Source organism: Phytoactinopolyspora alkaliphila (assembly GCF_010550695.1).
Classification (GTDB): domain Bacteria; phylum Actinomycetota; class Actinomycetes; order Jiangellales; family Jiangellaceae; genus Phytoactinopolyspora; species Phytoactinopolyspora alkaliphila.
This window is the reverse complement of sequence record NZ_JAAGOB010000008.1, coordinates 32981-54031: the sequence shown is the minus strand read 5'-3', so window position 1 is coordinate 54031 and position 21051 is coordinate 32981. Positions and strand designations below refer to the sequence as shown.

Genomic DNA, 21051 nt, shown 5'->3' with positions numbered 1-21051 from the left:
CGTCACCACCTCGGCAGAGCGGCGTGGCGGGGATCGCGCAGTGGTGGAGCGTGACGCTCGCCGTCGCGGCGCATCACCCGTGGCGCTTCCGCGCTGGCCGCAGCGGCGTCGGCGATCCGGCGCGCCGTCGTGGGGGTGGTCTGCAGGCGCGGCGCGGTGATGATCCGGCGAGCGGGCTGACCACAGCGGGGGCACTCCCAGTGGTCGGTCCGCCGGCTCATCGCTGTGATGACGTCGAAGTCCTGGCACGGCTGGCATCGGTAGGTGTACGTGGGCATCGGCACCTCCTTGTCTCCAGATGAAATATATTCAAATGAAAATATTAGTCAAGGGGTGACGGCGGATGCGTGCCGGGGAAACGCGCAGGACGCGCGGGTCACGGCTGAGGGCAGTGCCCGCGAATCACCGCTACGGTGCCGGTCAGAGCGTGCCGAGTACCTCGAAGTCGAGGCCGTCGGCACGGGCCAGGTGCACACGCTGGCGAAGATGGTTTCCGACGAGCTGGACGGGTCCCCGAGGGCCGTCGAACCCGGCGCCCTCCGCATGTGCGGTCAGGCACCGCACATCGGCACATCCGGTGCGGCGCATGAGGGTGGCCAGCGTCATGATGCCCTCATAGCAGGACTCCGCGGCGTTGTTCAGGGCCGGCGCGCCCGGGCCGTGCAGCGACACGTAGTCGGCGACCAGGTCAAGGGCGCCCGCGGTGGCGAGATTGCGGAAGTAGGCCGCGGCGACGTACAGGTTGGCTGTGGCCTGCGGTCCGGACGCCAGCAGCATGTTCTCCTCCATGAGAGGACTGAACCGCACCATGGTGTCGTCGAGTCCCGCCGCGGCGAACGCCCGGTTGAACTCCACGGCGTCCTGGCCGACGAGATAGAGCAAGACGCCTTGGGCCGCGCTCTCGCGCACGGCGCGGATGACGGGTTCGAAGGCGCGGGTGCCGAGCCGGACGAAGATCTCGGCGGTGATGTCGAGGCCGAGCTGGTGGGCGAAGTCTCGGGTATGCCGCGCCGAGGCCCGTGGCCAGACATAGTCGTCGCCGACAACGCACCATCGGCGCAGGCCCAGCTGATCGCGTAGCCACGTCAGCGCCGGCGCGACCTGCCCGTCAGGTACCTCGCCCGAGCAGAACACACCGGGGCGGGACTCGCCGCCTTCGTACAGGGACGTGTAGACGTAGGGGATGCGGCCAACGGTCACGGGGGCGACGTGTTCCCGGACCGCGGAGATGTGCCAGCCGGTGAGGGCGTGGATCCGGCCTGCCGACACCAGCCGATCCACCTGTCTGGCCACGACGTGCCCGGGTGCTCCGGCGTCGATCACCTCCACCTGGACCTCAGGACTGACGGAGCCGGCGGTGTTCATGGTGGCGACGGCGAGTTCGGCGACGGCCTCACAGGATGGGCCGAAGAGGCCGGCCGGCCCCTGCAGCGGTATGGCGAGCCCGACTCGCAGCGCCGGAGGACGGCTGCTGCAGCGATGCCCCGGCGTCCGGCGACGGCTTGGGCGCGGGGGAGGGTCACGCCGGTTCTCGGGCTTGGCCGTGGTCATCGCTGCCCCCAAGGTTAGGACCATGGCACGATTGGTTCCATCTGAAAGTACTTACTATGGTCGAGAACGACGCCGATGGGAAGGGCTGACGTGACGGATGCGACTGAGGCGGTGGTTGTTCCGGCCCCGCCGGCGGACACCGGCGTGCTCGAGCCTGGTTTCGAGCTGATGGCCCGAGTCACTGCTCGGCTAGCGGCTGCCGTCGATTCAGTCCTGGTAGAAGCGGGCCTCACGCTCGACCAGTGGCGGGTGCTCACCTACTTGAGAGGCCATGACGGCGCGACCATGTCGGAGCTGTCCGGCGTCCTTTCCGTCACCGGCCCCACCCTGACCCGGGTGGTGGACCGGCTGACCACGGCTGCCCTCGCGCACCGCAATATCGACCCGGGTGACCGTCGTCGAGTCCTCGTGCAGCTCGCACCGAGGGGCCGGGCGCTGGTGACCGAACTGCGCCCGCGGGTGGCGGAGGCAGAGTCCAGGGTGCTGGGAGCGGTGCCGGGCCCGGAGCGCGCAGATCTCGCGGACGCCTTGCGCCGGATGCTCACCTAGCGCGCCGCTGTCTCAGGGTGACGACGGTGTGGTGGCGTGGGCGGCAAGACCGTGGGCGCACTGCGTGATGAACCGGGTCAGGGTGCGCCGGTAGAGTCCACCGGTGCCCGGAACCTTGGCGTCGAACGACGAGCGCCACCGGATAGTGGTGCCGTCCGGTCCCTCGGAGAGGTCGACGTCGGCGCGGTAGCCGCGGATGGCGAGGCCCTTTTCGAGGACGTAGGAAAATCTGCGGTCCGGGATCAGCTCGACGATCCGTTCCTGGCTGCGGATCCGTCCGGTGCGGAAGACCCGGACGGCGCCGACGCCCTCGTCGCCGTCGTCGCTCTTCCTGGTCAGCTCGAACGCCTCGATCGGCGACCATTGTGGCCAGCTTGCGCCGTCGCGCAGGAAGCCGTACACAACGCCGGCCGGCGCGGGCGTGGTGACGGAGACATCGATGTGGTGTTTGGGCATGGAAGACCTCCTTGACAGTTGTACCAAATGGTACATGTACCATATGGAACATGAAGCAGGGTGTCGCCCGTGACCGTCTGCTCGTCGCGGCGATCGAATACGTGGCCCAGCACGGCATCCGGGAGCGCAGTCTGCGTGAGATCGCGTCGGCATTGGGCACCAGCCACCGGATGCTCATCTACCACTTCGGCTCCAAGGAAGGACTGCTCACCGAAGTGGTCCGGGCGATGGAGTCGCAGCAGCGGGCGGTCTTCGACGAACTGGCCGACGACGACGCCGCACCGGCCGAGGTGGCGCGCGCGTTCTGGCGGCGCCTGGCCCATCCCGACCTGTGGCCGCATGAACGGTTGTTCTTCGAGATGTACGGCCGTGCCGTTCAGGGCGATCCTGGAGCCGCGGCCATCCTGGACGGTCTCATCGATCCGTGGATAGAGCCCCTTGCCGCGTCCCTGGCGCGAGCCGGCTTCACCGTCGAGGATGCCCGTGTCCACGCCAGGCTGGGGCTGGCCGTGGCCCGGGGCCTGCTGCTCGACCTGCTGGCCACCGGAGACCGTGCCGCAGCCGACGACGCCATGGAACTGTTCATCAGCCGCTACGATCCCCCCTCCCCATGATCATTGGCGGTCGGCTACCTCATGGTGTGGGGACACGCCAATGATCATGGGGCGAGATCGGTCAGCTGCGGTTGAGGCCGCGTCGTTCCAGCAGGGGTTCGATCTGCGGGTCGCGGCCGCGGAACTCGCGGAACGCGTCCATCTCCGGGACGCTGCCGCCGCGGGACAGCAGGGTACGGCGGAAGTGCTCGCCGTTCTCCCGGGTCAGCCCGCCGTTCTCCTTGAACCACTCGACGGTCTCGGCGTCGAGGACCTCGCTCCAGATGTAGGAGTAGTATCCGGCGCTGTAGCCGCCGCCGAAGATGTGCGCGAAGTACGTGGTGCGGTACCTCGGCGGGATGGTGTCGAGGGCGATACCTGCGGCTTCCAGCGCGGCGGTCTCGAAGCCGGGGATGTCGTCGGCGGTGATGGTGCCGGCGTCGTCGGCGCTGAGCTCATGCCAGGCCAGATCCAGTAGCGACGCCGCCAGGTACTCGGTGGTCTTGAAGCCTTCGCCCCAGATCTGTGAGTCGAGCAGGCGCTGCACCACCTCCGGCGAAAGCTGCTCCCCCGTGCGGTAGTGACGCGCATAGTTGGCCAGGACCTCCGGCCAGGTGGACCACATCTCGTTGACCTGGGACGGAAACTCGACGAAGTCCCGGCGGACGCTGGTACCGGAGAATTTCGGGTACCGGACGTCGGAGAACAAGCCGTGCAGGGCGTGGCCGAACTCGTGAAACATGGTGTTGACCTCGTCGAAGGTCATCAGCGCCGGCTCGCCCGCGGGCGGCTGGGTGACGTTCAGATTGTTGATCACCACGGGCTGCGTGCCCAGCAGCGACGACTGCTCGACGAAGGAGTTCATCCACGCGCCACCGCGCTTGGATTCGCGGGCGAAGAAGTCGCCGACGAATAGCCCCAGGGGGGAGCCGTCCTCTTCGGTGACCTCGAAGACCCGCGCCTGCGGATGGTAGGCGGTGAGGTCGTGCCGCTCGGTGAAGTTCACGCCGTAGAGACGGTGGGCGGCGAAGAATACGCCGTCGTGCAGCACGCGTTCCAGCTCGAAGTAGGGACGCAGTTCCGCCTCGTCGACCTGGTACTTGGTGCGGCGCACCTGTTCGGAGTAGAACGCCCAGTCCCACGCTTGCAGGGTGAACTCGCCACCCACAGCCTCCTGCAGCGCCTCCGCCTCAGCCTGGGCGTTGGCGACGGCGGCCGGCACCAGCTTGTCGAGCATCTCGTGCACGGCGGCGGGTGAGCCGGCGGTGGAGTCCTCCAGCGTGTACGCGGCATGGCTGTGGTGTCCGAACAGCGCTGCGCGTTCGGCCCGCAAGGCGACGATGCGGGCGACGGTGGCCGCGGTGTCGTGCTCGTTGCCGTTGGCGCCCCGCTGAATCGAGGCGCGGTGGATCCGCTCGCGCAGGTCACGGTTGCTCAGTGACGCGAGAACCGGCTGGTTGCTAGGCAGGCCGAGGGTGATGACGTACTTGCCGTCCAGCCCCCGTTGACGTGCGGTCTCAGCCGCGGCGGCAATGGCGTCCGCGGATAGCCCATCCAGGTCCGCGACGTCGTCGACCACGACGGCCGTGGCGTTGGTGTCGTCGAGAAGCTTATTCCCGAACGCGGTGGACAGCCCGGACAGCTCCCCGTTGATCTCGCGCAGCCTGGCCTGCTGGTCTGCGGTGAGACCGGCACCGGCTCGGGTGAACTCCAGATAGGTGCGGTCCAGGAGCCGGCGCGACTCCGGGTCGAGCTCGGGGCTCGCGTCGTGCACCGCTCTCACCCGGGCGAACAGCTCCGGGTTGAGCAGAATGGCGTCTTGGTGTGCCGCTATCTGCGGCGAGAGCTCACCATGCAGCTCCTGGATCTCGGCATTGGTGTTGGCGCTGGCCTGGTTGAAGAAGACGAGAAACACCCGCATGAGCTGCTGGCCGCTGCGTTCCAGGGCGACGATGGTGTTCTCGAACGTCGGTGGCTCGGGGTTGGCCGCGATGGCGTCGATCTCCGCACGATGCTTGGCCATGCAATGGTCGAAAGCGGGCCGGTAGTGCGACTGCTCGATCTGCTCGAACCGCGGTAGCTGGTACGGCAGGTCGCTGGCGATGAGAAGGGGGTTGTCAACCATCAGCAAAACCTATCCGACGCCGGCCGGGGCCGTCACGGCTGTGACGGTGCGATGGTTACCGCAGCGTTGTCAACGGCGGCCGGCCGAGGTGTCCGCCGTCGACATGATCTCCTCGCGCCGCGGCCAGTACGCCCAGTACGCGCCCTTGTGCCCGAGTTCGGTGAGCCGTATCAGGAACGGGTTGTCGGCGTAGTTGTTGTCCTCGGCGCTCAGCCCCGGTCCCGTGGGAAGCATGACGCGGTGCCGGTCCTGCGGCGGCACCCATTCCCACAGCAGCTCCAGGCTACGCATCCACCGGGCTGCGGGATCCGTGCTGGCTGGCCCGTCCGGAAGCGCCGGGGAGAAGTAGTAGACCGGCCGGAAGCCGCCGTCCGGGCCGAACATGAACTGCCGCTCGTATTCGACCGCGCTGGCGCATTGAGCTCGTGGGGCGAGGAGGATCGCAGCGGCCGCGGTGTTGGACTGGACACCGCGTACCGGCCGGATGCCGCGGCTCGCCTCCGCGAGGCGGATTCCCAGCGGCGAATAGGGGAACGCGCGGATGCCCAGGGTGAATCCGACGACGGTCGCGTTTAGGGACATCAGCCCGTCCACGCATGCGCGCATCGTCGACTCCGTCTCGCCTGGCATGCCGAGCAACGCCTCGACCATGGTCAGCATGCCGTACCGGTGAGACAGCTCGCAGACCGTGCGGACGTCGTCGAAGGTGTAGAACCGCGATCCCTTCCCGGTGACCTTCCAGCCGTCCAGGACCTCGTCGCGGACATGGTCCGGCGCCACGTTGACGCCGGCGCAGCCGGCCTCGGCCAGCAGCGCGGCGTACTCCTCGTCGAACGGTGCCGGCTGGATGTAGATCCACAGCCGCAGCCGATGCAGCGACGACGACGCGTCGGCCCGCTTGCGCTGGACGATCTCCCGCAGGATCGCCTTGCTGTGGGCGATGTTCAGGTTGAACTCGCTGTCGGTGGTGTGCAGGTGGTACACGCCTTGTGCGGTGAGCGACTCCATCTCGTCGACGACGGCCGTCTCGGCCCTGCGGGCGAACTGGTTGCCCTTCGCGTCGGGTTCGACGCAGTGGGTGCAGGCGAATGCGCAGCCGTTCTTGGTGAGGATGTTGCCGAGGCCGCCGCGGCGGTAGTAGGCGAGGTTGTCCACCAGGTTCGGCGTGCCGGACCTGCGGGTGTACGGCGTGGTCCGATTCACCAGCGACGCCCGGCCGAGGGCGATCAGCCGGCTGGCGTGCGGAACCTGGCGGACGACACCGTCACCATGGTTGACGATCAGCCCGCCGACGGTGTCCACGGGCCGGTCCTCGGCCAGCGCCCCGGCCAGGGCGACCAGTGTGGTCTCACCGGGCCCTTTCACGCCGTAGTCGATACCGAGGTAGTCGACGAGGGCGAACGGCATGGAGGAGAAGCCGACGCCACCGCCGACGATGGGTGCGGCTGAGTGCCGCCGTATCTCGCGGACGACGTCCCGGTGCGAATCCAGGAAGACGCGCTGTTCCTGGGGATAGATCGTGTCGGTGTTGCGGAAGGTCACGCCCACCAGGGAGGGCTGCCGTCGGGTGAAGTACTCGACCACGCCGCGGCGCCAGGCGTGCCGCATCAGGCAGAGATCGAGCACCTCGACGTCGAACCCGACCGCCTCCAGCGACGTGGTGAGGATGTCCAGCGCGTAGGGCGTGATGGGTGGATGTACCAGGTTCGGGTTGACCAGAGTGACGAGTGGTCCGCGCACGTTGGCTCCTTGTCAGTGCCGCCTGCTGAGCCCGATGGCCACGCCACGGGGTATGGCCGATCCTGGCATCGCCACGGTCGGCTGCGGCAGGGGCCGATACATGCCGTGTGCGCAGGTGAGAGGTGCTACGAACCGGTCGGTGCACACCGTCTTTGATCCATCGCGATTTGGACAGCATCCTTCGCGAATCGGACTAGCCATGCCTGCCTCCACTCCTAGGCTTTCAGTGGGGCGGAGAGAGGTTGATGGTGACCGAACGGTGGAGGACGACGCAGGTGGCGCAAGGGAACGAGCCGGTGGGGATCATGATCCGGCGGGTCAGAAGCAGCCTGGGATATAGCCAACACAAGATCGCTGAACAGCTCGCGGATGCGTCGGGGAACAGTTCCCTGACCCGGGAGGAGGTCGCGAGGTGGGAACGCGGCAAACGGATACCGGGTCCGTACTGGCGAGAGTGGCTCAGCAGCGTGCTCGACGTGCCACAGCGCGAGGTCGAGGTGGCCGCGCGGGTTGCCCGGGTCACCCGGCTCACCCCCACGGCTTCAGCACGGCGGTGAAGTGGCGAAGGGTCGGGCTCTGCTCGCTGATCCGGTACCCCGGCAGGCGTTGAGCGCGGGCGGCCACCCCGCCGGCGTGCTGCACGACGTATTCCAGGTGGCTCTTCGTGTAGACACGCCGGGGGAGGGCGAAGCGCACCAGCTCGCGAGGCGCGGGCTCCTCGTGGCCGGTGTCGGGATCGGCACGGCCGAACACCAAGGTGCCCAGGTCCGTGACCCGGATCGCGCCGGCGAGATAGATCTCGTTCGCGAGCGACGTGGCGGGGAGCTCGTGTGCTTCGAGCTGCGGCAGCAGGGCGGCCGCGTCGACATAAACGGCGTGACACCCGGTGGGCCGGAGTATCGGCAGGCCGGCTTGGGCAAGTTGACTGCCGAACCAGTGCGCGGCCTCGGCTCGGTAGCGCAGGTAGCGGGGATCGGTCACCTCGATGAGCCCCTGCGCCAGAACGTCGAGATCTCGCCCGGCCAGCCCGCCGTAGGTAGGAAAGCCCTCGGTGGCCACGAGCAGTTCGCGGCAGCGCCGGGCCAGATCAGGATCGCGCAGTGCGATCAGCCCGCCGATGTTGCCGATGCCGTCCTTCTTCAGGCTCGCCCAGCACCCGTCAGCCATCGAGAAGACCACCCGGGCGATGTCTCGCGGACTGTGGTGGGCGTAGTCGGGGTCGCGCTGCGTGATCAGGTAGGCATTCTCCGCGAAGCGGGAAGCATCGAGCAGAAGGAGAACGTCGTGCTCGTCGCACAGGCGGCGCACGGCTTCGACGTTGGTCATCCCGACGGGCTGCCCGCCGCCGGCGTTGTTGGTAATGGTCAGAACCACGCAGCGCGCGTCCGGACCGTCTGCTCCGCGGAGCCGGGTCGCCAGCGCGTTCAGGTCCATGTCGCCGCCGAACGGCACTGGAGTGGCGTGGTCGACGGGAAGATCGACGGCGTGCGCACCGGCCGCCTCCACGCTGGCCCGGGTGGTGTCGAAATGGGTGTTGCTGATGGACACGTCTCCGGGACGCAGGACGGCTCCGAGCAGGATGCGTTCAGCGGCGCGGCCCTGATGCACCGGCAGGACCTCGTCGTAGCCGGTGAGATCACGCACCACCGACTCGAACCTTTCGAACGACTCCGCTCCGGCGTATGATTCATCCCCGGACATCAGGGCGGACCACTGCGCCGCCGACATTGCGCTCGTGCCAGAGTCGGTGAGCAGGTCAATCGTGACCTGCCTTGCCGGCACTCGGAACAGGTTGTATCCGGCATGGGCGAGCGTGGCCTGGCGCTGGTCTCGGGTCGGGAAGGGGATGGGTTCCACTGACTTGATCCGGAACGGCTCCATGAACGGGGGAGCCGGCTGTGCCTCCGCGGGCGGTCGATCTGTCTCCATGAACCCCAAGTGTGCTGGTGATCATGCACGCGGGGGCAGGGGCCAGTTCACCTGAGGAGGACTCCCCGGCACGGCGGCATGCGAAGGTTGCGCGGTCCCGCTTGGTAACAGTAAGTCACGGGGGGTGACTCTGAGTGAGGAGGAGACTACCCTTGTCTAGTTCTCTTCGCCGCTCTGATCGGAAAGGTCATGACGGGCTTGCCACTTGAGCGTTTCGAGCTCTTCCATTCGACCGATCTCGATGAAGCACGTGACATCGTCGGCAGGGTGTTCGTACCGCATCGGCTCGATCTGGTGGGAAAGTCGAAGACGCTGGACGCACGGATGCACACCCGCCGGATCGGGCGGGTCGCCGCCAACTACGTGGAGTACGGCGGCGACGTCCTCATCGAGCCGGGAGAGTTAGGCTCGTTCTTCGTCGTTCAGATACCGCTCTCCGGGCATTGCACGGTCAGTTGCGGCAATGAGGTCATCTACTCCAAGCCAGGGTTCGCCTCGGTCGTGTCGCCCACCGAGCCCCTGAGCATGCGCTGGTCCAGAGATTGCACAATGCTGATCCTGCGGATAGAACGGCCTGCGCTTGAGGCACACCTGCGTGATCTGCTCGGTGCCCCGCTTCCGCGTCCGGTCCGGTTCTCCCTGGGGATGGACGTCGGGTCAGGATTCGGGTTGAGCTGGGCGAACGGTGTGCGATACATGGTGCATGAACTCGACCGCTCCGACGACAGCCTGGTCAACAATCAGCTAGCGGCGACCGAGCTCGAGAACGGGCTCCTCACCGGGCTTCTGTTGTCTCAGCGCCACAATTACTCGGATCTGCTGGACGACTCCACGCTGTGCCCGGTGCCGAGCCGGGCGGTGAGTATCGCCCGGGAGCTGATCGAGAATCACCCCGAGTGGCGGCACACGGTGAACATGCTCGCCAAGGAGGCCAACGTGAGCGTTCGGGCGCTGCAGCACGGCTTCGCCAAGCACCTGGGCATGTCGCCCAGACGCTATCTGACTGCCGTGCGGATGCAGCGCGCCCGTGAAGAGCTTCGGGCGGCGCAACGCGACGCGATCACGGTCGGGCAGGTCGTAGCGAAGTGGGGGCTCGGTCACCCGGGCCGCTTTGCCGCGGAGTACCAGAGGCGCTTCGGCGAGTTGCCGTCCGAAACGCTGGAGAACTGATCGCCAGGATGACGCGGCCGCGACGTGTCGAGACGAGCCGGAAGCGACGCGAGAGAGAACAGCGCCCGGGACGCGCCTGCGCGACGACGCGTCGGCCAGAGGCGGCTGAGCTCAGACGGATCAGGCGAAGAGGTTGAGTTCGATGGTCAGATCCTGCGCCGATTTCAGCAGTGCGCGGATCGCCGGAAGGGCTCCGTCGACGTCGATGTCGGCGACCCGGTTGTCACGCCAGCTCGGGTCGGTCATGGCCAGGTGCCGCTGACGGAGCAGCTCGAGCTGACGGAACTGTGGGCCGAACTGCGCGACGGCGGCCTGGCCGAGCACGTCCCCGGGGCTTCCGGCGGCGACGCGCAGGCCCTGCGCCGCCAGCAAGCCGGTGCCGATCGCTTGTGCTGCCTGGTACATCAGGACGAACGCCGATTCCGGCGATGACGCGAGGACCCTCTCGGCCGATTCGAGATGGTGAGCCGCCACCTCGAAGTGTGGCCGGCTGTCCGCGGAGGGGCCGCTGAACAGTTCGAGGTGGCCGCCTCCGTTCAGCCGGGCGATGACGTCGGCTCCGGTAGCCCACGCCTCCGCCGTGGGCGGCATCGCGTCCGGCGTCGACTGCGGGGCGATATGCACCACCGGGCCGTGGCTGCGCTGGCGGGGTACCCGTGCGGCCGTGGCGGTACGCGGCGCGCGCCGGCCCCTTTGGCCAGCGGGCGGGCGCTTCGTGGCCACGGAGAACACCACCGGCCGGTGCAAGCGGGCTTCGGCCCGGTGCGCGGCGGCGCGAAGCTCGCGAACGTCCGGGTGTTCGTCGGCGACGGGAATCAGGCGGACCTGGATGCTCTCCGGCTCGGGACCTGCCACGCCCGCGAATCGTTCCGCCCAGGTGCCCGTGAGGGCGATCTGCGCGACACCCGCGGCCCTGCCGAACTCCTCTCCGATCACCTGCGGAACGCCATAGGTCACCCGGATCAGCTCCGTCAGTGGACTGAGCATCGGCTTGTCGGTGGCGGCGCGGATCAGCCGGATCGCGCCCTCGTAGCGGGTGTAGAGGATCCCGGCCTCTTCCAGGATCTTGCTCTCCTTCGACACCGAGGCGAGTGAGCCGCCGGCCTCTTCGGCCAGCTCGGACAGGCTGAAAGCACGGCTCGGATTCAGCAAGGTGGCCGCCAGTATGCCCGCCTGGACCCGCGACCGGAACACCGGCAGAAGGGCCGGCGTGCCTTGTGCGCGCCGTGCGGTCCCGGTCGATGCCGTGGTGCTGCCCGTGACCAGGGCATGGCCGAGGCGGTTCTGCCGTCTCGCCACCTCCGCGCCCCGATCGAGCCTGTCGGTGGGGACGTCCAGCACCGCCGAGAGCCACTGCCGCCATTCGTTGCGGGGCACCTGGCTCCCGCGCTCCCATCGGGCCACCCGGTCTCGCCCCATCGTCGGCTTGCCCGAGACAGCCGCGAGCCGGTCCGCGAGGACGTACTGGCTCATGCCGAGTTCGAGCCTTGTTCGCCGAATAATCTGCCCGATGGTCTGGGCTTCGGTTGTGTTCACGTTCCCGCCCCTTCCGGCCCGCCCGAGAAATAGGTAGGTGGGGGCGGACCCTCCGGAACAAAGGCTATGGCGAAATTGTCTGGGCGAAGTGTGTGATACGCGACGCTGTTCGTCCATTAGGCGAAGGCGGGTGAAAACTATGTGTCGAGCAAAATAGAAGGCGTCCCCTGGGGATTGCCGAGTGGGCCCGGTTAGCTTGGATTCGCATGGCGAGAATTCAGGGGAGTGGTCGATGACAAGGCAAGAGATTTCCCTTACGGACATGCTGGTAACCTTGCACGCGAGCATCCGTGATTGTCTGGCGGTCATAGACAGGCACGAGGTCAGTACCGTGTTCGTCATCGACGGCGACGGGAGGCTGGTGGGCCTGGTCGGAGAGCGCGAAATCCGCCGTGCGCTGGTCAGCGGGACCGATCTCGACGGTTCGGTACGTGAGCTGGCCGGCTGTCCGACGACGACCGTGACACCGGGACAAGGCCGTGCGGAAGTACTGGATGTCATGCGCGCCCTTCGACTGGCTGAGATTCCGGTGGTGGACCGTGACGGTCGCATTGTCGGTGTCCACATAGACAATGAAATAATCGGTCCGGAACCTCTGGACAACTGGGCCGTGGTGATGGCCGGTGGCCGTGGAACACGGCTGGCGCCGTTGACGGATGATATTCCCAAGCCGATGCTGCCAGTTGCTGGCCGGCCGATACTGGAACGCATAGTTTTACATTTGGTGGGCGCGGGAATACGCCAGATATTTCTCTCGGTGAATTATCTGGGCAGCCAGATCGAGGATTACTTCGGGGATGGCTCCACGTACGGCTGCACCATCGAATACCTGCGGGAGGACCGGGATCGCCCGCTGGGAACCGGAGGCGCGCTGGGGCTGCTCGGCGAGTTCGGGGACGGTCCGACAGCTCCAGTCCTCCTGATGAACGGCGACCTGGTGACCGCCTTCTCCGTGCAGGATTTACTGAGGTGTCATCGCGATCGGAACGTGATCGCGACCATCGCTATGACGCGGTACCAGCACCAGGTCCCGTTCGGGGTGATCGAGGCCGAGGATGAGCGCTTGCGCCGGATCGTAGAGAAACCGACGCCATCCTGGCCGGTCAACGCGGGCATCTACGTGCTCGACCCCGATCTGGTCAGCCGGGTGCCGAGGGGTGAGATGTTCCCGGTGACCAAGCTGTTCGACGAGTGCCTGGACCGCGGCGAATCCGTCGGATTGTGGTCGGTGCGCGATCAGTGGCAGGACATCGGGCGTCCGGCAGAGCTGGCTCAGGCCCGGGGACAGTGGTGATCGGCTAGCGGCCCCGAATACATCAACGGTTGACGGGATCCCTTCTTGCGCTGTATGAAGTTATCGTATCAGTAAACGAAACTTCGAGAGGTGGGGTCATGGGCGTCGGATACCGGTCGTACCTCAACGTCGCGGAAGGCGAACCACTCGTCGAGACCGTCGTGAGGCACCTGACCCTTTGGACCGAGGCGAAGGGCATCGACGCTTCGACCCTCGAGCCGGGCAAGCACCTGCTCAAGGAGAACGACGTCATCAGCGTGCTCCATGAACCACACGGCGACGGGCGTCTCTTTCGCTGGCGGCGGGAGCACCCGCAGCCGCAGACCACCACCACCATGTGGCGCACCACGGTGACCGCAGCCGAGTACCCCGGTCACGCTGGCTGGTTGTGGACGGAGATCGAACTTTCCGAGGCGAGCCGCGTCAACCCGTACGGATTCCAGAGCTTCATGTCGGTGCCGAGCTTTCAGCGGGCCGTGATGGGTGAACTGACGTGCTACGACGGCAGGACACCGGCGTCCGTGGAGCCCACCTGGATCCAGCCCAGTGGATTGCCTGATCTGATGGACTACCTCGCGGACGAGTCGAGGCGCGGCGCCGTGCTCGTCGCGAGCCACACCGTGCGGCCGTTGGCGGAGCTGTACACCTGGGCCAGCCGGGTCACCTGGGAACTCGCCGGCCTCGGGGTGATATATCTGCTCGACGCCGCCGCCGAGCGAGAGTTCACCGAGATGCTCGGCGACCGTCACGCCGTGCCGCCGGGCACCGTGCGCACATACTCGCCCGGCGTCGACCTCGACGCGCCCATGGATTCCCACCGGCACCGGACGCTGAGCCGGGAACGCATCGACGACAGTCAGGTCAGGCGGCTCGCTCAGATTCTCGGCTTCGCCCAGCGGCACCGAGTCGCCGAGCTGCCGCTAACGCAGGATGTCGCCGACATCGCCGAGTTTCTCGATGCGCGCGCGGCGGAGCTGGTGGGCCGTCCGGTGCGGCCGGGCATCCGGCTCGTCCATCCGGTGGATGACGACGGGACATCCGTGGGCGTGCCTGAGCAGCGTGAGTTCACGGCAGTAGGCACCGGCGGCCTGACGCCTGCATCCGATGTGACGCTCGCGTCGTCGCGCCTGCTGAGCCTGGCTTCGGCCGCCTGGTCCGAGCGAGCGGCGTCGGCCGAGGAGCTCAGACTGGAGAACGCGAGGCTTCACCACGAGCGGGAAGTGCTGGCGGCCATGGTGCGGACATATCAGCGCTTCGAGGCCTCGATCCTCGGCACCGTGCAGGGGCTGGGCGTGGAGATGGCAGCGCTGAGGGCGAGTCTCGACGATGAGCCGGCCGATGGGCGGCAGCACCTGAACGGGCTCTGACGCCGCCCCGCCCGGCTCTCAGTGTGGCTGCGGTTCCGCGCCGGTGTCGTCGCTGGTGGCACGCGACATCGGATGCTGCCGGACCCAGGCATCGGTGAGCTGATGCGACCGTTCGATGTACTCGGAGAGCCGATCCGGGTCGATACGCCACTGGCCGCGCCCTCCCATCTTCATGGCGGGGAGATCACCACTGCGCACAAGTGCGTAGACCTGAGCGTGTGACGCGCTAAGAATCTCGGCGGTTTCCTTGAGCGTCAGCAGTTTCCGCGTCATGAACTTAGCGTACTCCGAGAAGGGCGGAAGACCGCGGGTTTGCCTCCGTTCGTGCATTATTGACCGCTGATGTGCCGAGTGGCCCGGCTGTGCCGGGAGCAGCCTGGAGAGGCGACATGACACCGAGCAGCGTCAGGAGTGCGATGCGCAGCATTCATCTGCGCAGCCGGCACCGCATGCTCGATCCGTTTCGGCTTCTGGGGAGGTCAGTAGCGCACTCGCGGGAACGGAGCATGCGTCGCCCTTCCACGCCTCCAGTCCTTCCCGGATGGCGAAGCCGGCGATGGCGAGCGCGGCGATCGGATCGGCCCACCACCATCCGAGGAGTGAGTTCACCACGAGTCCGGCAAGAACGACGCCGGAAAGGTAGGCGCAGATCAGCGTCTGCTTGGAGTCGGCCACGACGCTCGCCGAGCCCAGCTCGCGTCCGGTGCGGCGCTCGATCCAGGACAGGGCCGGCATGACCACGAGGCTGACGGCGGCGAGAGTGATGCCCACGCTGCTGTGTTCGGGCTCGGAGACACCGGCGAACGCTCGTACAGCGTCGAACGTGACGTAGGCGGCCAGCGCGAAGAACGAGCACGCGACGATCCGCAGGGCGACCGGCTCCCGGGACTCGGGGTCACGTGCGGAGAACTGCCAGGCGATCGCGGCGGCGGAGATCACCTCGACGGTGGAGTCGAGGCCAAACCCCACCAGAGCGGCCGACGATGCCGCGGTACCGGCAGCGATGGCGATGACGGCCTCGATGACGTTGTAGGTGATGGTTGCCGCCACGATCAGCCGTACCCGCCGGCGCAGGATGGCGGTGCGCCGGCTGACGATGGGTGGGGCGGGTGTCACGGCGTGGCCACCGCCCGGCTCGGCGGCAGCGTGCGGTCCGCGTCGTCGACGCAGGGTTCGCCGGCGTCGATGGCCAGCACCATAGAGAGCAACTCGGAGATCGCCCGGGTCAGGTGTGCGTCGGCGATCTCGTAGCGCATCTGCCGGCCGCGGGGTGTTCCGACGATCAGTCCGCACCCACGCAGGCAACTCAGGTGGTTGGAGACGTTGCTTCTGGTCAACTGCAGGTTCTCGGCCAGCTGAGCTGGATAGCCGGGGCCGTCCAGCAGCGCCAGGAGAATCCGGCACCGCGTCGGGTCGGCAAGCGCCCGGCCCAGCCGGTTCATGGCGTCGAGACGCGAAGCAATGGTCAGCATGGGCTGAACTATACAGCGTTGGCTGTATCAATTCGATCGGCCGGGAGTGGCGTAGCTCCCGGCCGCTGGTGGTCAGTCCGTGGGGGTGAGGAAGAAGACGGGAATCACCCGGCTGGTCTTCTCCTGGTATGCGGCGTAGTCGGGCCAGACCTCGACGGCGCGCTCCCACCAGGCGTTCCGCTCGTCACCGGTCACCTCGCGGGCTATGTAGTCCCGGCGGTTGGGGCCGTCCTGGAGTTCGACGTGCGGGTTGGCGACGAGATTGTGATACCAGACGGGGTGCTTGGGTGCTCCGCCCAGCGACGCGACGACGGCATACTCGCCCTCGTGCTCCACCCGCATCAGGGCAGTCTTGCGCAGCCTGCCGGTCTTGGCCCCGACCGACGTAAGCACGATGACCGGCCGCCCCTGCAGGGTTCCACCCTGCGCACCTCCCGTGCGCTCGTACAACTCGGCCTGCTTGCGGGCCCAGTCCGAGGTACTGGGCTCGTAGTCTCCACTCAATGGCATAGTCGTCCAACCCGCGCGAGTGCCGCGCTTGTTCCCGCGGCGTGAGACGGGGGCTCGGCTCGTCGGAGTGGTCACCCCCAGCGGCTGCGGTGCTCGGCCTTCCACCGGGTGTAGGTTGGGTTCGCCTCGGCCTGCTTCCAGCGTCGTTCGAAGATCCGCGCGGATTCGGCTTTCACCTCGTCCTCGGGGCCGAGGGGCAGTTCCGCGCGGCCGTGCGCACCACTGTGTCCCTTCTTGTCCGGGGGCACGGGGCCGTCGTACTTGCGTCCCCCCGGGTGCCGCGCATAGCGGCGGGCGCGGGTATAGCCCATCTGCAGGTATTTGCGGGCCATGTCGGCGCCGACGAAGTCACCGTCGGCAAGGTACTGCTCGAACCGTGCGTACAGGGCGTCGCTGCTGGTGCGCGCCTTCTCGACGGTGGCGAACTGCCACAAGGGCAACAGTTCGCTCTTGTAGGGCTCTACGGTGAGCACGCCCTGTTCACCGCGGCCCACCCGGTAGCGCTCCGGATGCGCACGATAATCTGCCGAGCTGCCGTTCATCCTCGACAACGGTACCCATGCTGTGCGTTCGTGATCTAGTGTCCCGTAAACCACGTTCCTTGACCTGGATGACGGGAGACTAGGCGGACATTCGTCCGTTGTGCCGAGACATTCCTATCCCTGCCGTTTCAGCGCGCGCCAGCCTCCGGCGCGGTTGTTGGCGATGATCTGGCGGAACATCGCCAACAAGGCGGGTGCGTTAATCGTCTCGCCTCGCCTGACGGCCACGGTGCGGGCAGTCTTGTTGTCGTGGCCACCGGTGATGATGCCCTCGGGATCGGGGACGATGGCGCCGTCATACAGAAAGATGTTGACGTGATTCTTGGCTGCCAGAAGGGCGCAGATATTGCCCTGCAGCACGAAATACGGCTGGACGGTCCGTTTGATGGTCTCGGCGACCTCAGGGTCCGCCGAGTGGACCAGTTCGCGCACTTCACGGCAGATGTCTTGCTGCCATTCCGGCAGGGCATGGATGTAGGCGTCGACCCGCGGGTCGGCAACATAGGACATGGTGACCCACCATAACTCCGGACCCGGCTGTTTGGGCGCGTGCCGAGGCAAGGGCCCCATGTGCCTGCCGTGTTCCTGAGGGACGCCGCCGATCACATCACCGTCGTCGTGCTTGTGCCACGTTCAATCGGCAACGTCCCGGCCACGCGATAGTAAGACTTTCGATCACCAATCCAGTGTCTCGCGTGACGGTGACATAGGACGTCTCACGCTGGACACTGGACATCACGTCGAGCGGTACCGCGCACGGTCAAGGAGACTGAAGATGCCGAAGAAGCCCGTCGGAGAGTACCGGTGTCTCCACTTCTCACAGAGCCTGCCGGCCGGAAAAGGGCAGAACGACTTGGCCACGTTGCTGCGCCGAGTCGCGGATTCCGTCGACACGTTGCCGAAAAGGAAATCGCTCATAGTCCTGGACGCCGTTCTTCACACGGATTGGAACGAGCACGGCGAGTGGTTGGGCATGACGGTCTACTACGACTATGCCGGCAAGAGGCATCCGTGAGGCGCTTCGCGCCGAGGATCCGCCCACGCCGGCTCCGGGGTAGGCGAACCGACATCATCGGACCAATAGCCTGGACAATGTCTGTTCCCTCTCGGGAGCGGTCACCGATGTAGCGCGCAAGGAGATCGAGATGAGTAGCGAGTACCGGGCCCGCGGAGGCCGGACGCCGGAATCGCGCCCGCCGCGAGAGCCTTCGTCCGACGCCACGCGCATGTGGGACCCGCGCGCGGTGATTGTCGCTGTCGTCGCCGATGCCGCGCTGATCGGTGCCTTCGCGGCGCTCGGACGGCGCACTCACGAGCGAGGGGTGCTGGGGGATTACGGGCTCGGACTGGCGACGACTGCCTGGCCTTTCCTGGCCGGCGCTGCCGTCGGCTGGCTCATCACGCGAGCGTGGACCAGTCCGCTGCGCCCTCTGCGCTCCGGCGTCGGCATCTGGCTTGCCTCGGTGGTCGGCGGGATGCTGTTGCGCGCCGTGTCAGGTCAGGGCACCGACCCGGCGTTCGTCGTCGTCGCGGCAGCCACCTTGGCGTTGTTACTCGTGGGCTGGCGGGCGATCGCCTTCTACCTGCAGTCCGCCGGGTCAGCCGGACAGGTGTAGGCAGAGCAGCGCCACCCAGCTCCAGCCCACGATGATGGTGGCGCGCTGGATCAGCCCCGTACGCGGCTCGTCGCGTTCCCAGGCGGCGCTGAAGGCGAACAGCAGGACAAGGCAGGCGATGCCGGTGGCCAGGGAGTAGATCGTCCATCCCGGGCCGGGTAGGGCAAAAGCGAACACGAGGGCCGCAGCCGGAAGGGCGGTGAAGACGGCGGCACCGAACGCGTCGTGCAGTGCGTGTGGTCGGCTGGTGTCCTCGGGTGTGCCCATTGGCGTCCCGGCTGGGTAGCCGCGCATCGGGTCCATACGAAACACCCCGGACGCGATCAGCGAGACGGAGAAGACAGCGAGCGCCAGCGGGCCGAGCCACGAGCGGGTGGCGTCCCACGTGCCCACGGCCCCAGCGGTGATGAGCAGGCCCGACACCACGAAGTTCGCCGTTTGGACCCATCCGCGGGATCCGAGCGCGAGGGCGCTGACCGGGTGGTATACAGGCCGGTAGCCGGGACGCGTCGCACCGTCAACCAGGAAGGTCACGACGAACAGCGCCGCACCGGCGGCCCCGCACGCCAGCAGTACCGTAGTCACCGGTGGCGTCTCCTCGGATTTGGGCGTCCGGGCATTCTCTCAGGCCGCTGGCACGCGAGTCAGCGCGACTCAGCGCGACCAGGGGGACCCGTATGCCCGAGTCAGCTCGTCGACCGCCTCGGCAGGCAGCAGCACAGGGCGGCGGTCCCCGATGCTGAGCAGAATCGCGCTGGCCTCTTCCAGTTCGATCGCCGCGTCGACCGCACCGGCCATCGTCGTTCCCGCCGTCACGGGACCGTGGTTCTGCAGCAGTACCGCCCGGAACGGGAAGTCAAGGGCTTCGATGTCGTCGGCCTGCCGCGCATCGCCGGGCGGAGCGTAGGGAATGAGGGGAGTCTGCCCGACACGCATGACGAAGTACGGCGTGATCGGCGGGATCGCGCTTCTGGGCGACCACGGCGGCAGGCACGAGACCGCGGCGGCGTCGCGGGAATGCAGATGCACGACGGCGCGTATCTCCGGATCACGCCGGTACAGCGCGCGGTGCAGCGGATACTCCTTGGACGGCCGCGGACCGGCACGGTGAGCACCGTCGACGTCGAGCACGGCGAGGTCGCCCGGATCGAGGTCTCCCAGTACAGCTCCGGTGGGGGACATGTAGATCGTCTCCCCCTCGCGCACGCTGATGTTGCCGGCGGACCCACGGCTCAGGCCCAACTCCGCGAGCTGACGGCCGGCGGTGGCGATGGCCTCCGGCGCCGGCGTGTGAGCCATCTCGGTGTGGCCAGGGGAGGGGAGCGTCACGCGAGTTCCTTCCACGCCGCGGTGAACAGATCCGGCGCACCGAAGTTGCCGGACTTGAGGATGACGTCGTACGTGACCTCGCCGGGCGGGCCGCCTCGAGGCGCGGTACCGGAGGCCCACGCGACCCCCGGCGCCAGCTCCCGGCCGATCGTGAGCTGACGGATGCCCAGAGCGTTGATGACGGCCCCGGATGTCTCGCCGCCGCCGATGACGAACTGCCGGGCGCCGCGTCGAGCCAGCTCGACGGCGAGCGCCGCGTTGGCGTGCTCGACGACGCGGCTCAGTTCAGGATCGTGGCCCCGCACCTGGCCGGAGGAGATGAGGACGGGCCGCTCCGGCTCGTCGTTCCACTGCTTCTGCGCCCATTGACCAAGGGCTTCCACGTGCCGGCCGAGATCATCCCTGGCGGCGGTGACGTCAAGCTCGCGGAACGGCAGATGCGCGCGGGCGTGCTCGACCTGGCCCTGGCTGGCGGCGGAGACACTGCCCACGATCACGGCGCGTGGGGGTGCGGCCCGGCCACCGGAGCGGACACTGTCAGGATCATCCGCGCGTGGTCCGATGAAGCCCGCGGCCAGTCCTGACCCGCCGGTCACGACGGCGTCCTTCTCGGTGGCCGCCGCGATGGCGACGAGGTCCTCGTTGGTGACGGCGTCGACCACCACCAGGCGGGCGCCGCCAGCGGTCTCGGCGTCGAGTGCCGCGCGGATCCGGTCCGGCCCGGCGTGCACCTGCTCGTACCGCACCGCGCCCACGGGATGCCTGGTCTGCGGCCGGAGCAGGCTGACGACGTCGGACTCCCGCATCGGATTCAGCGGGTGGTCTTTCATGTGGCTCTCGTGCAGCAATTTGTCGTGCACGAAGAGTCTGCCCTGGTAGACCGTACGGCCGGCGGCCGGGAAGGACGGCACGACGACGGCCGAGTCCACTCCCAGCCGGTCACAGATCGCCTCGCTCACCGGGCCGATGTTTCCCTCCGCAGTGGAGTCGAACGTGGAGCAATACTTGACGTAGTAGCGCCGGCAGCCCAACCGGGCCAGTGCGTCGACGGCGTTCAGGCTTTCGGCCACCGCGTCGTCGGCGGCGACGGAGCGGGTCTTCAGCGCGGCGACGATGGCGTCGGTGCCGGGCTCGGGCTCGTCGGCGGGAACACCGATGGCGACGACGGTTCGAAAGCCCCGCCCCGCGAGGTTGGTGGCGAGATCGATCGCGCCGGTCAGGTCGTCGGCGACTGCGCCGAGCGTCATAGACACCTCGTGTGAATCGATGTGA

General features: G+C 67.5%; 24 protein-coding genes. 8 read left to right on the top strand and 16 right to left on the bottom strand.

What is annotated here, in order from left to right; genetic code table 11:
- Window positions 1-2 precede the first annotated feature (2 nt).
- Together G1H11_RS15530 and G1H11_RS15525 are read right to left on the bottom strand one after the other, a co-directional pair.
- On the bottom strand, window positions 3-278 hold the full coding sequence (locus tag G1H11_RS15530) for an FmdB family zinc ribbon protein (RefSeq protein ID WP_163819505.1): 276 nt from the start codon (window positions 276-278) through the stop codon (window positions 3-5).
- Between the two features lie 142 nt (window positions 279-420).
- A complete protein-coding gene (locus G1H11_RS15525; protein WP_163819504.1) occupies window positions 421-1551 on the bottom strand; it encodes a substrate-binding domain-containing protein in 1131 nt (376 codons plus the stop codon).
- Window positions 1552-1641: 90 nt separating this feature from the next.
- On the opposite strand from G1H11_RS15525, the gene G1H11_RS25860 reads away from it, so the two are divergent.
- Window positions 1642-2100, top strand: a complete 459-nt coding sequence (locus G1H11_RS25860) for a MarR family winged helix-turn-helix transcriptional regulator (RefSeq protein ID WP_216843799.1) — start codon at window positions 1642-1644, stop codon at window positions 2098-2100.
- A 12-nt stretch (window positions 2101-2112) separates the two neighbouring features.
- On the opposite strand, the gene G1H11_RS15515 is transcribed toward G1H11_RS25860, so the two are convergent.
- The gene (locus G1H11_RS15515; protein ID WP_163819503.1) at window positions 2113-2556 is read right to left on the bottom strand and encodes an SRPBCC family protein; all 444 of its coding nucleotides are present in this window, start codon (window positions 2554-2556) and stop codon (window positions 2113-2115) included.
- Window positions 2557-2606: 50 nt separating this feature from the next.
- Here G1H11_RS15515 and G1H11_RS15510 point away from each other — a divergent pair, with 50 nt between their 5' ends.
- Entirely contained in the window at window positions 2607-3170 is a 564-nt protein-coding gene (locus G1H11_RS15510) for a TetR/AcrR family transcriptional regulator (RefSeq protein ID WP_163819502.1), read from the top strand.
- A 61-nt stretch (window positions 3171-3231) separates the two neighbouring features.
- Here G1H11_RS15510 and G1H11_RS15505 read toward each other — a convergent pair whose 3' ends face one another.
- Both G1H11_RS15505 and tsrT read right to left on the bottom strand, forming a co-directional pair.
- The gene (locus G1H11_RS15505) at window positions 3232-5280 is read right to left on the bottom strand and encodes a M3 family metallopeptidase (protein ID WP_163819501.1); all 2049 of its coding nucleotides are present in this window, start codon (window positions 5278-5280) and stop codon (window positions 3232-3234) included.
- 63 nt (window positions 5281-5343) lie between these two features.
- The gene (gene tsrT, locus G1H11_RS15500) at window positions 5344-7014 is read right to left on the bottom strand and encodes a tryptophan 2-C-methyltransferase (protein ID WP_163819500.1); all 1671 of its coding nucleotides are present in this window, start codon (window positions 7012-7014) and stop codon (window positions 5344-5346) included.
- Window positions 7015-7259: 245 nt separating this feature from the next.
- Here tsrT and G1H11_RS15495 point away from each other — a divergent pair, with 245 nt between their 5' ends.
- Entirely contained in the window at window positions 7260-7571 is a 312-nt protein-coding gene (locus G1H11_RS15495; RefSeq protein WP_163819499.1) for a helix-turn-helix domain-containing protein, read from the top strand.
- Here the strand turns inward: G1H11_RS15495 and G1H11_RS15490 are convergent.
- The gene (locus G1H11_RS15490; protein ID WP_216843797.1) at window positions 7543-8943 is read right to left on the bottom strand and encodes a tryptophanase; all 1401 of its coding nucleotides are present in this window, start codon (window positions 8941-8943) and stop codon (window positions 7543-7545) included. The two genes, G1H11_RS15495 and G1H11_RS15490, sit on opposite strands and share 29 nt — an antisense overlap.
- Before the next feature lie 189 nt (window positions 8944-9132).
- Between G1H11_RS15490 and G1H11_RS15485 the strand changes: the two genes are divergently transcribed.
- Complete coding sequence (locus tag G1H11_RS15485) at window positions 9133-10113, top strand: AraC family transcriptional regulator (protein ID WP_163819498.1); 981 nt, start codon at window positions 9133-9135, stop codon at window positions 10111-10113.
- A gap of 120 nt (window positions 10114-10233) precedes the next feature.
- On the opposite strand, the gene G1H11_RS15480 is transcribed toward G1H11_RS15485, so the two are convergent.
- Window positions 10234-11649 carry an ArsR/SmtB family transcription factor gene (locus G1H11_RS15480; protein ID WP_163819497.1) on the bottom strand — a complete coding sequence of 472 codons (1416 nt, stop codon included), beginning with the start codon at window positions 11647-11649 and terminating at the stop codon, window positions 10234-10236.
- A gap of 181 nt (window positions 11650-11830) precedes the next feature.
- Between G1H11_RS15480 and G1H11_RS15475 the strand changes: the two genes are divergently transcribed.
- On the top strand, window positions 11831-12943 hold the full coding sequence (locus G1H11_RS15475; protein WP_163819496.1) for a sugar phosphate nucleotidyltransferase: 1113 nt from the start codon (window positions 11831-11833) through the stop codon (window positions 12941-12943).
- Window positions 12944-13041: 98 nt separating this feature from the next.
- The gene (locus G1H11_RS15470) at window positions 13042-14310 is read left to right on the top strand and encodes a hypothetical protein (RefSeq protein ID WP_163819495.1); all 1269 of its coding nucleotides are present in this window, start codon (window positions 13042-13044) and stop codon (window positions 14308-14310) included.
- A gap of 18 nt (window positions 14311-14328) precedes the next feature.
- On the opposite strand, the gene G1H11_RS15465 is transcribed toward G1H11_RS15470, so the two are convergent.
- From G1H11_RS15465 to G1H11_RS15440, 6 genes are all read right to left on the bottom strand, one after another.
- Window positions 14329-14583, bottom strand: coding sequence for a helix-turn-helix domain-containing protein (locus G1H11_RS15465; protein ID WP_163819494.1), 255 nt, complete (start codon window positions 14581-14583; stop codon window positions 14329-14331).
- A gap of 132 nt (window positions 14584-14715) precedes the next feature.
- The gene (locus G1H11_RS15460; protein ID WP_343074867.1) at window positions 14716-15426 is read right to left on the bottom strand and encodes a cation diffusion facilitator family transporter; all 711 of its coding nucleotides are present in this window, start codon (window positions 15424-15426) and stop codon (window positions 14716-14718) included.
- Entirely contained in the window at window positions 15423-15782 is a 360-nt protein-coding gene (gene cmtR / locus G1H11_RS15455; protein ID WP_163819493.1) for a Cd(II)/Pb(II)-sensing metalloregulatory transcriptional regulator CmtR, read from the bottom strand. Before cmtR ends, G1H11_RS15460 begins: the two co-directional genes overlap by 4 nt.
- A 72-nt stretch (window positions 15783-15854) precedes the next feature.
- Window positions 15855-16292, bottom strand: a complete 438-nt coding sequence (locus G1H11_RS15450; RefSeq protein WP_163819492.1) for a nitroreductase family deazaflavin-dependent oxidoreductase — start codon at window positions 16290-16292, stop codon at window positions 15855-15857.
- A gap of 71 nt (window positions 16293-16363) precedes the next feature.
- A complete protein-coding gene (locus G1H11_RS15445; protein WP_163819491.1) occupies window positions 16364-16834 on the bottom strand; it encodes a DUF4385 domain-containing protein in 471 nt (156 codons plus the stop codon).
- A 114-nt stretch (window positions 16835-16948) separates the two neighbouring features.
- Window positions 16949-17344 carry a DUF1801 domain-containing protein gene (locus G1H11_RS15440; RefSeq protein ID WP_163819490.1) on the bottom strand — a complete coding sequence of 132 codons (396 nt, stop codon included), beginning with the start codon at window positions 17342-17344 and terminating at the stop codon, window positions 16949-16951.
- 265 nt (window positions 17345-17609) lie between these two features.
- Here G1H11_RS15440 and G1H11_RS15435 point away from each other — a divergent pair, with 265 nt between their 5' ends.
- Entirely contained in the window at window positions 17610-17849 is a 240-nt protein-coding gene (locus G1H11_RS15435) for a hypothetical protein (RefSeq protein ID WP_163819454.1), read from the top strand.
- Between the two features lie 130 nt (window positions 17850-17979).
- Entirely contained in the window at window positions 17980-18450 is a 471-nt protein-coding gene (locus tag G1H11_RS15430; RefSeq protein WP_216843796.1) for a DUF3054 domain-containing protein, read from the top strand.
- Here G1H11_RS15430 and G1H11_RS15425 read toward each other — a convergent pair.
- From G1H11_RS15425 to otnK, 3 genes are all read right to left on the bottom strand, one after another.
- On the bottom strand, window positions 18433-19035 hold the full coding sequence (locus tag G1H11_RS15425; protein ID WP_163819489.1) for a DUF998 domain-containing protein: 603 nt from the start codon (window positions 19033-19035) through the stop codon (window positions 18433-18435). The two genes, G1H11_RS15430 and G1H11_RS15425, sit on opposite strands and share 18 nt — an antisense overlap.
- Window positions 19036-19104: 69 nt before the next feature.
- Entirely contained in the window at window positions 19105-19749 is a 645-nt protein-coding gene (locus tag G1H11_RS15420; protein WP_163819703.1) for a class II aldolase/adducin family protein, read from the bottom strand.
- Window positions 19750-19775: 26 nt separating this feature from the next.
- On the bottom strand, window positions 19776-21026 hold the full coding sequence (gene otnK, locus G1H11_RS15415; protein ID WP_163819488.1) for a 3-oxo-tetronate kinase: 1251 nt from the start codon (window positions 21024-21026) through the stop codon (window positions 19776-19778).
- Window positions 21027-21051 lie beyond the last annotated feature (25 nt).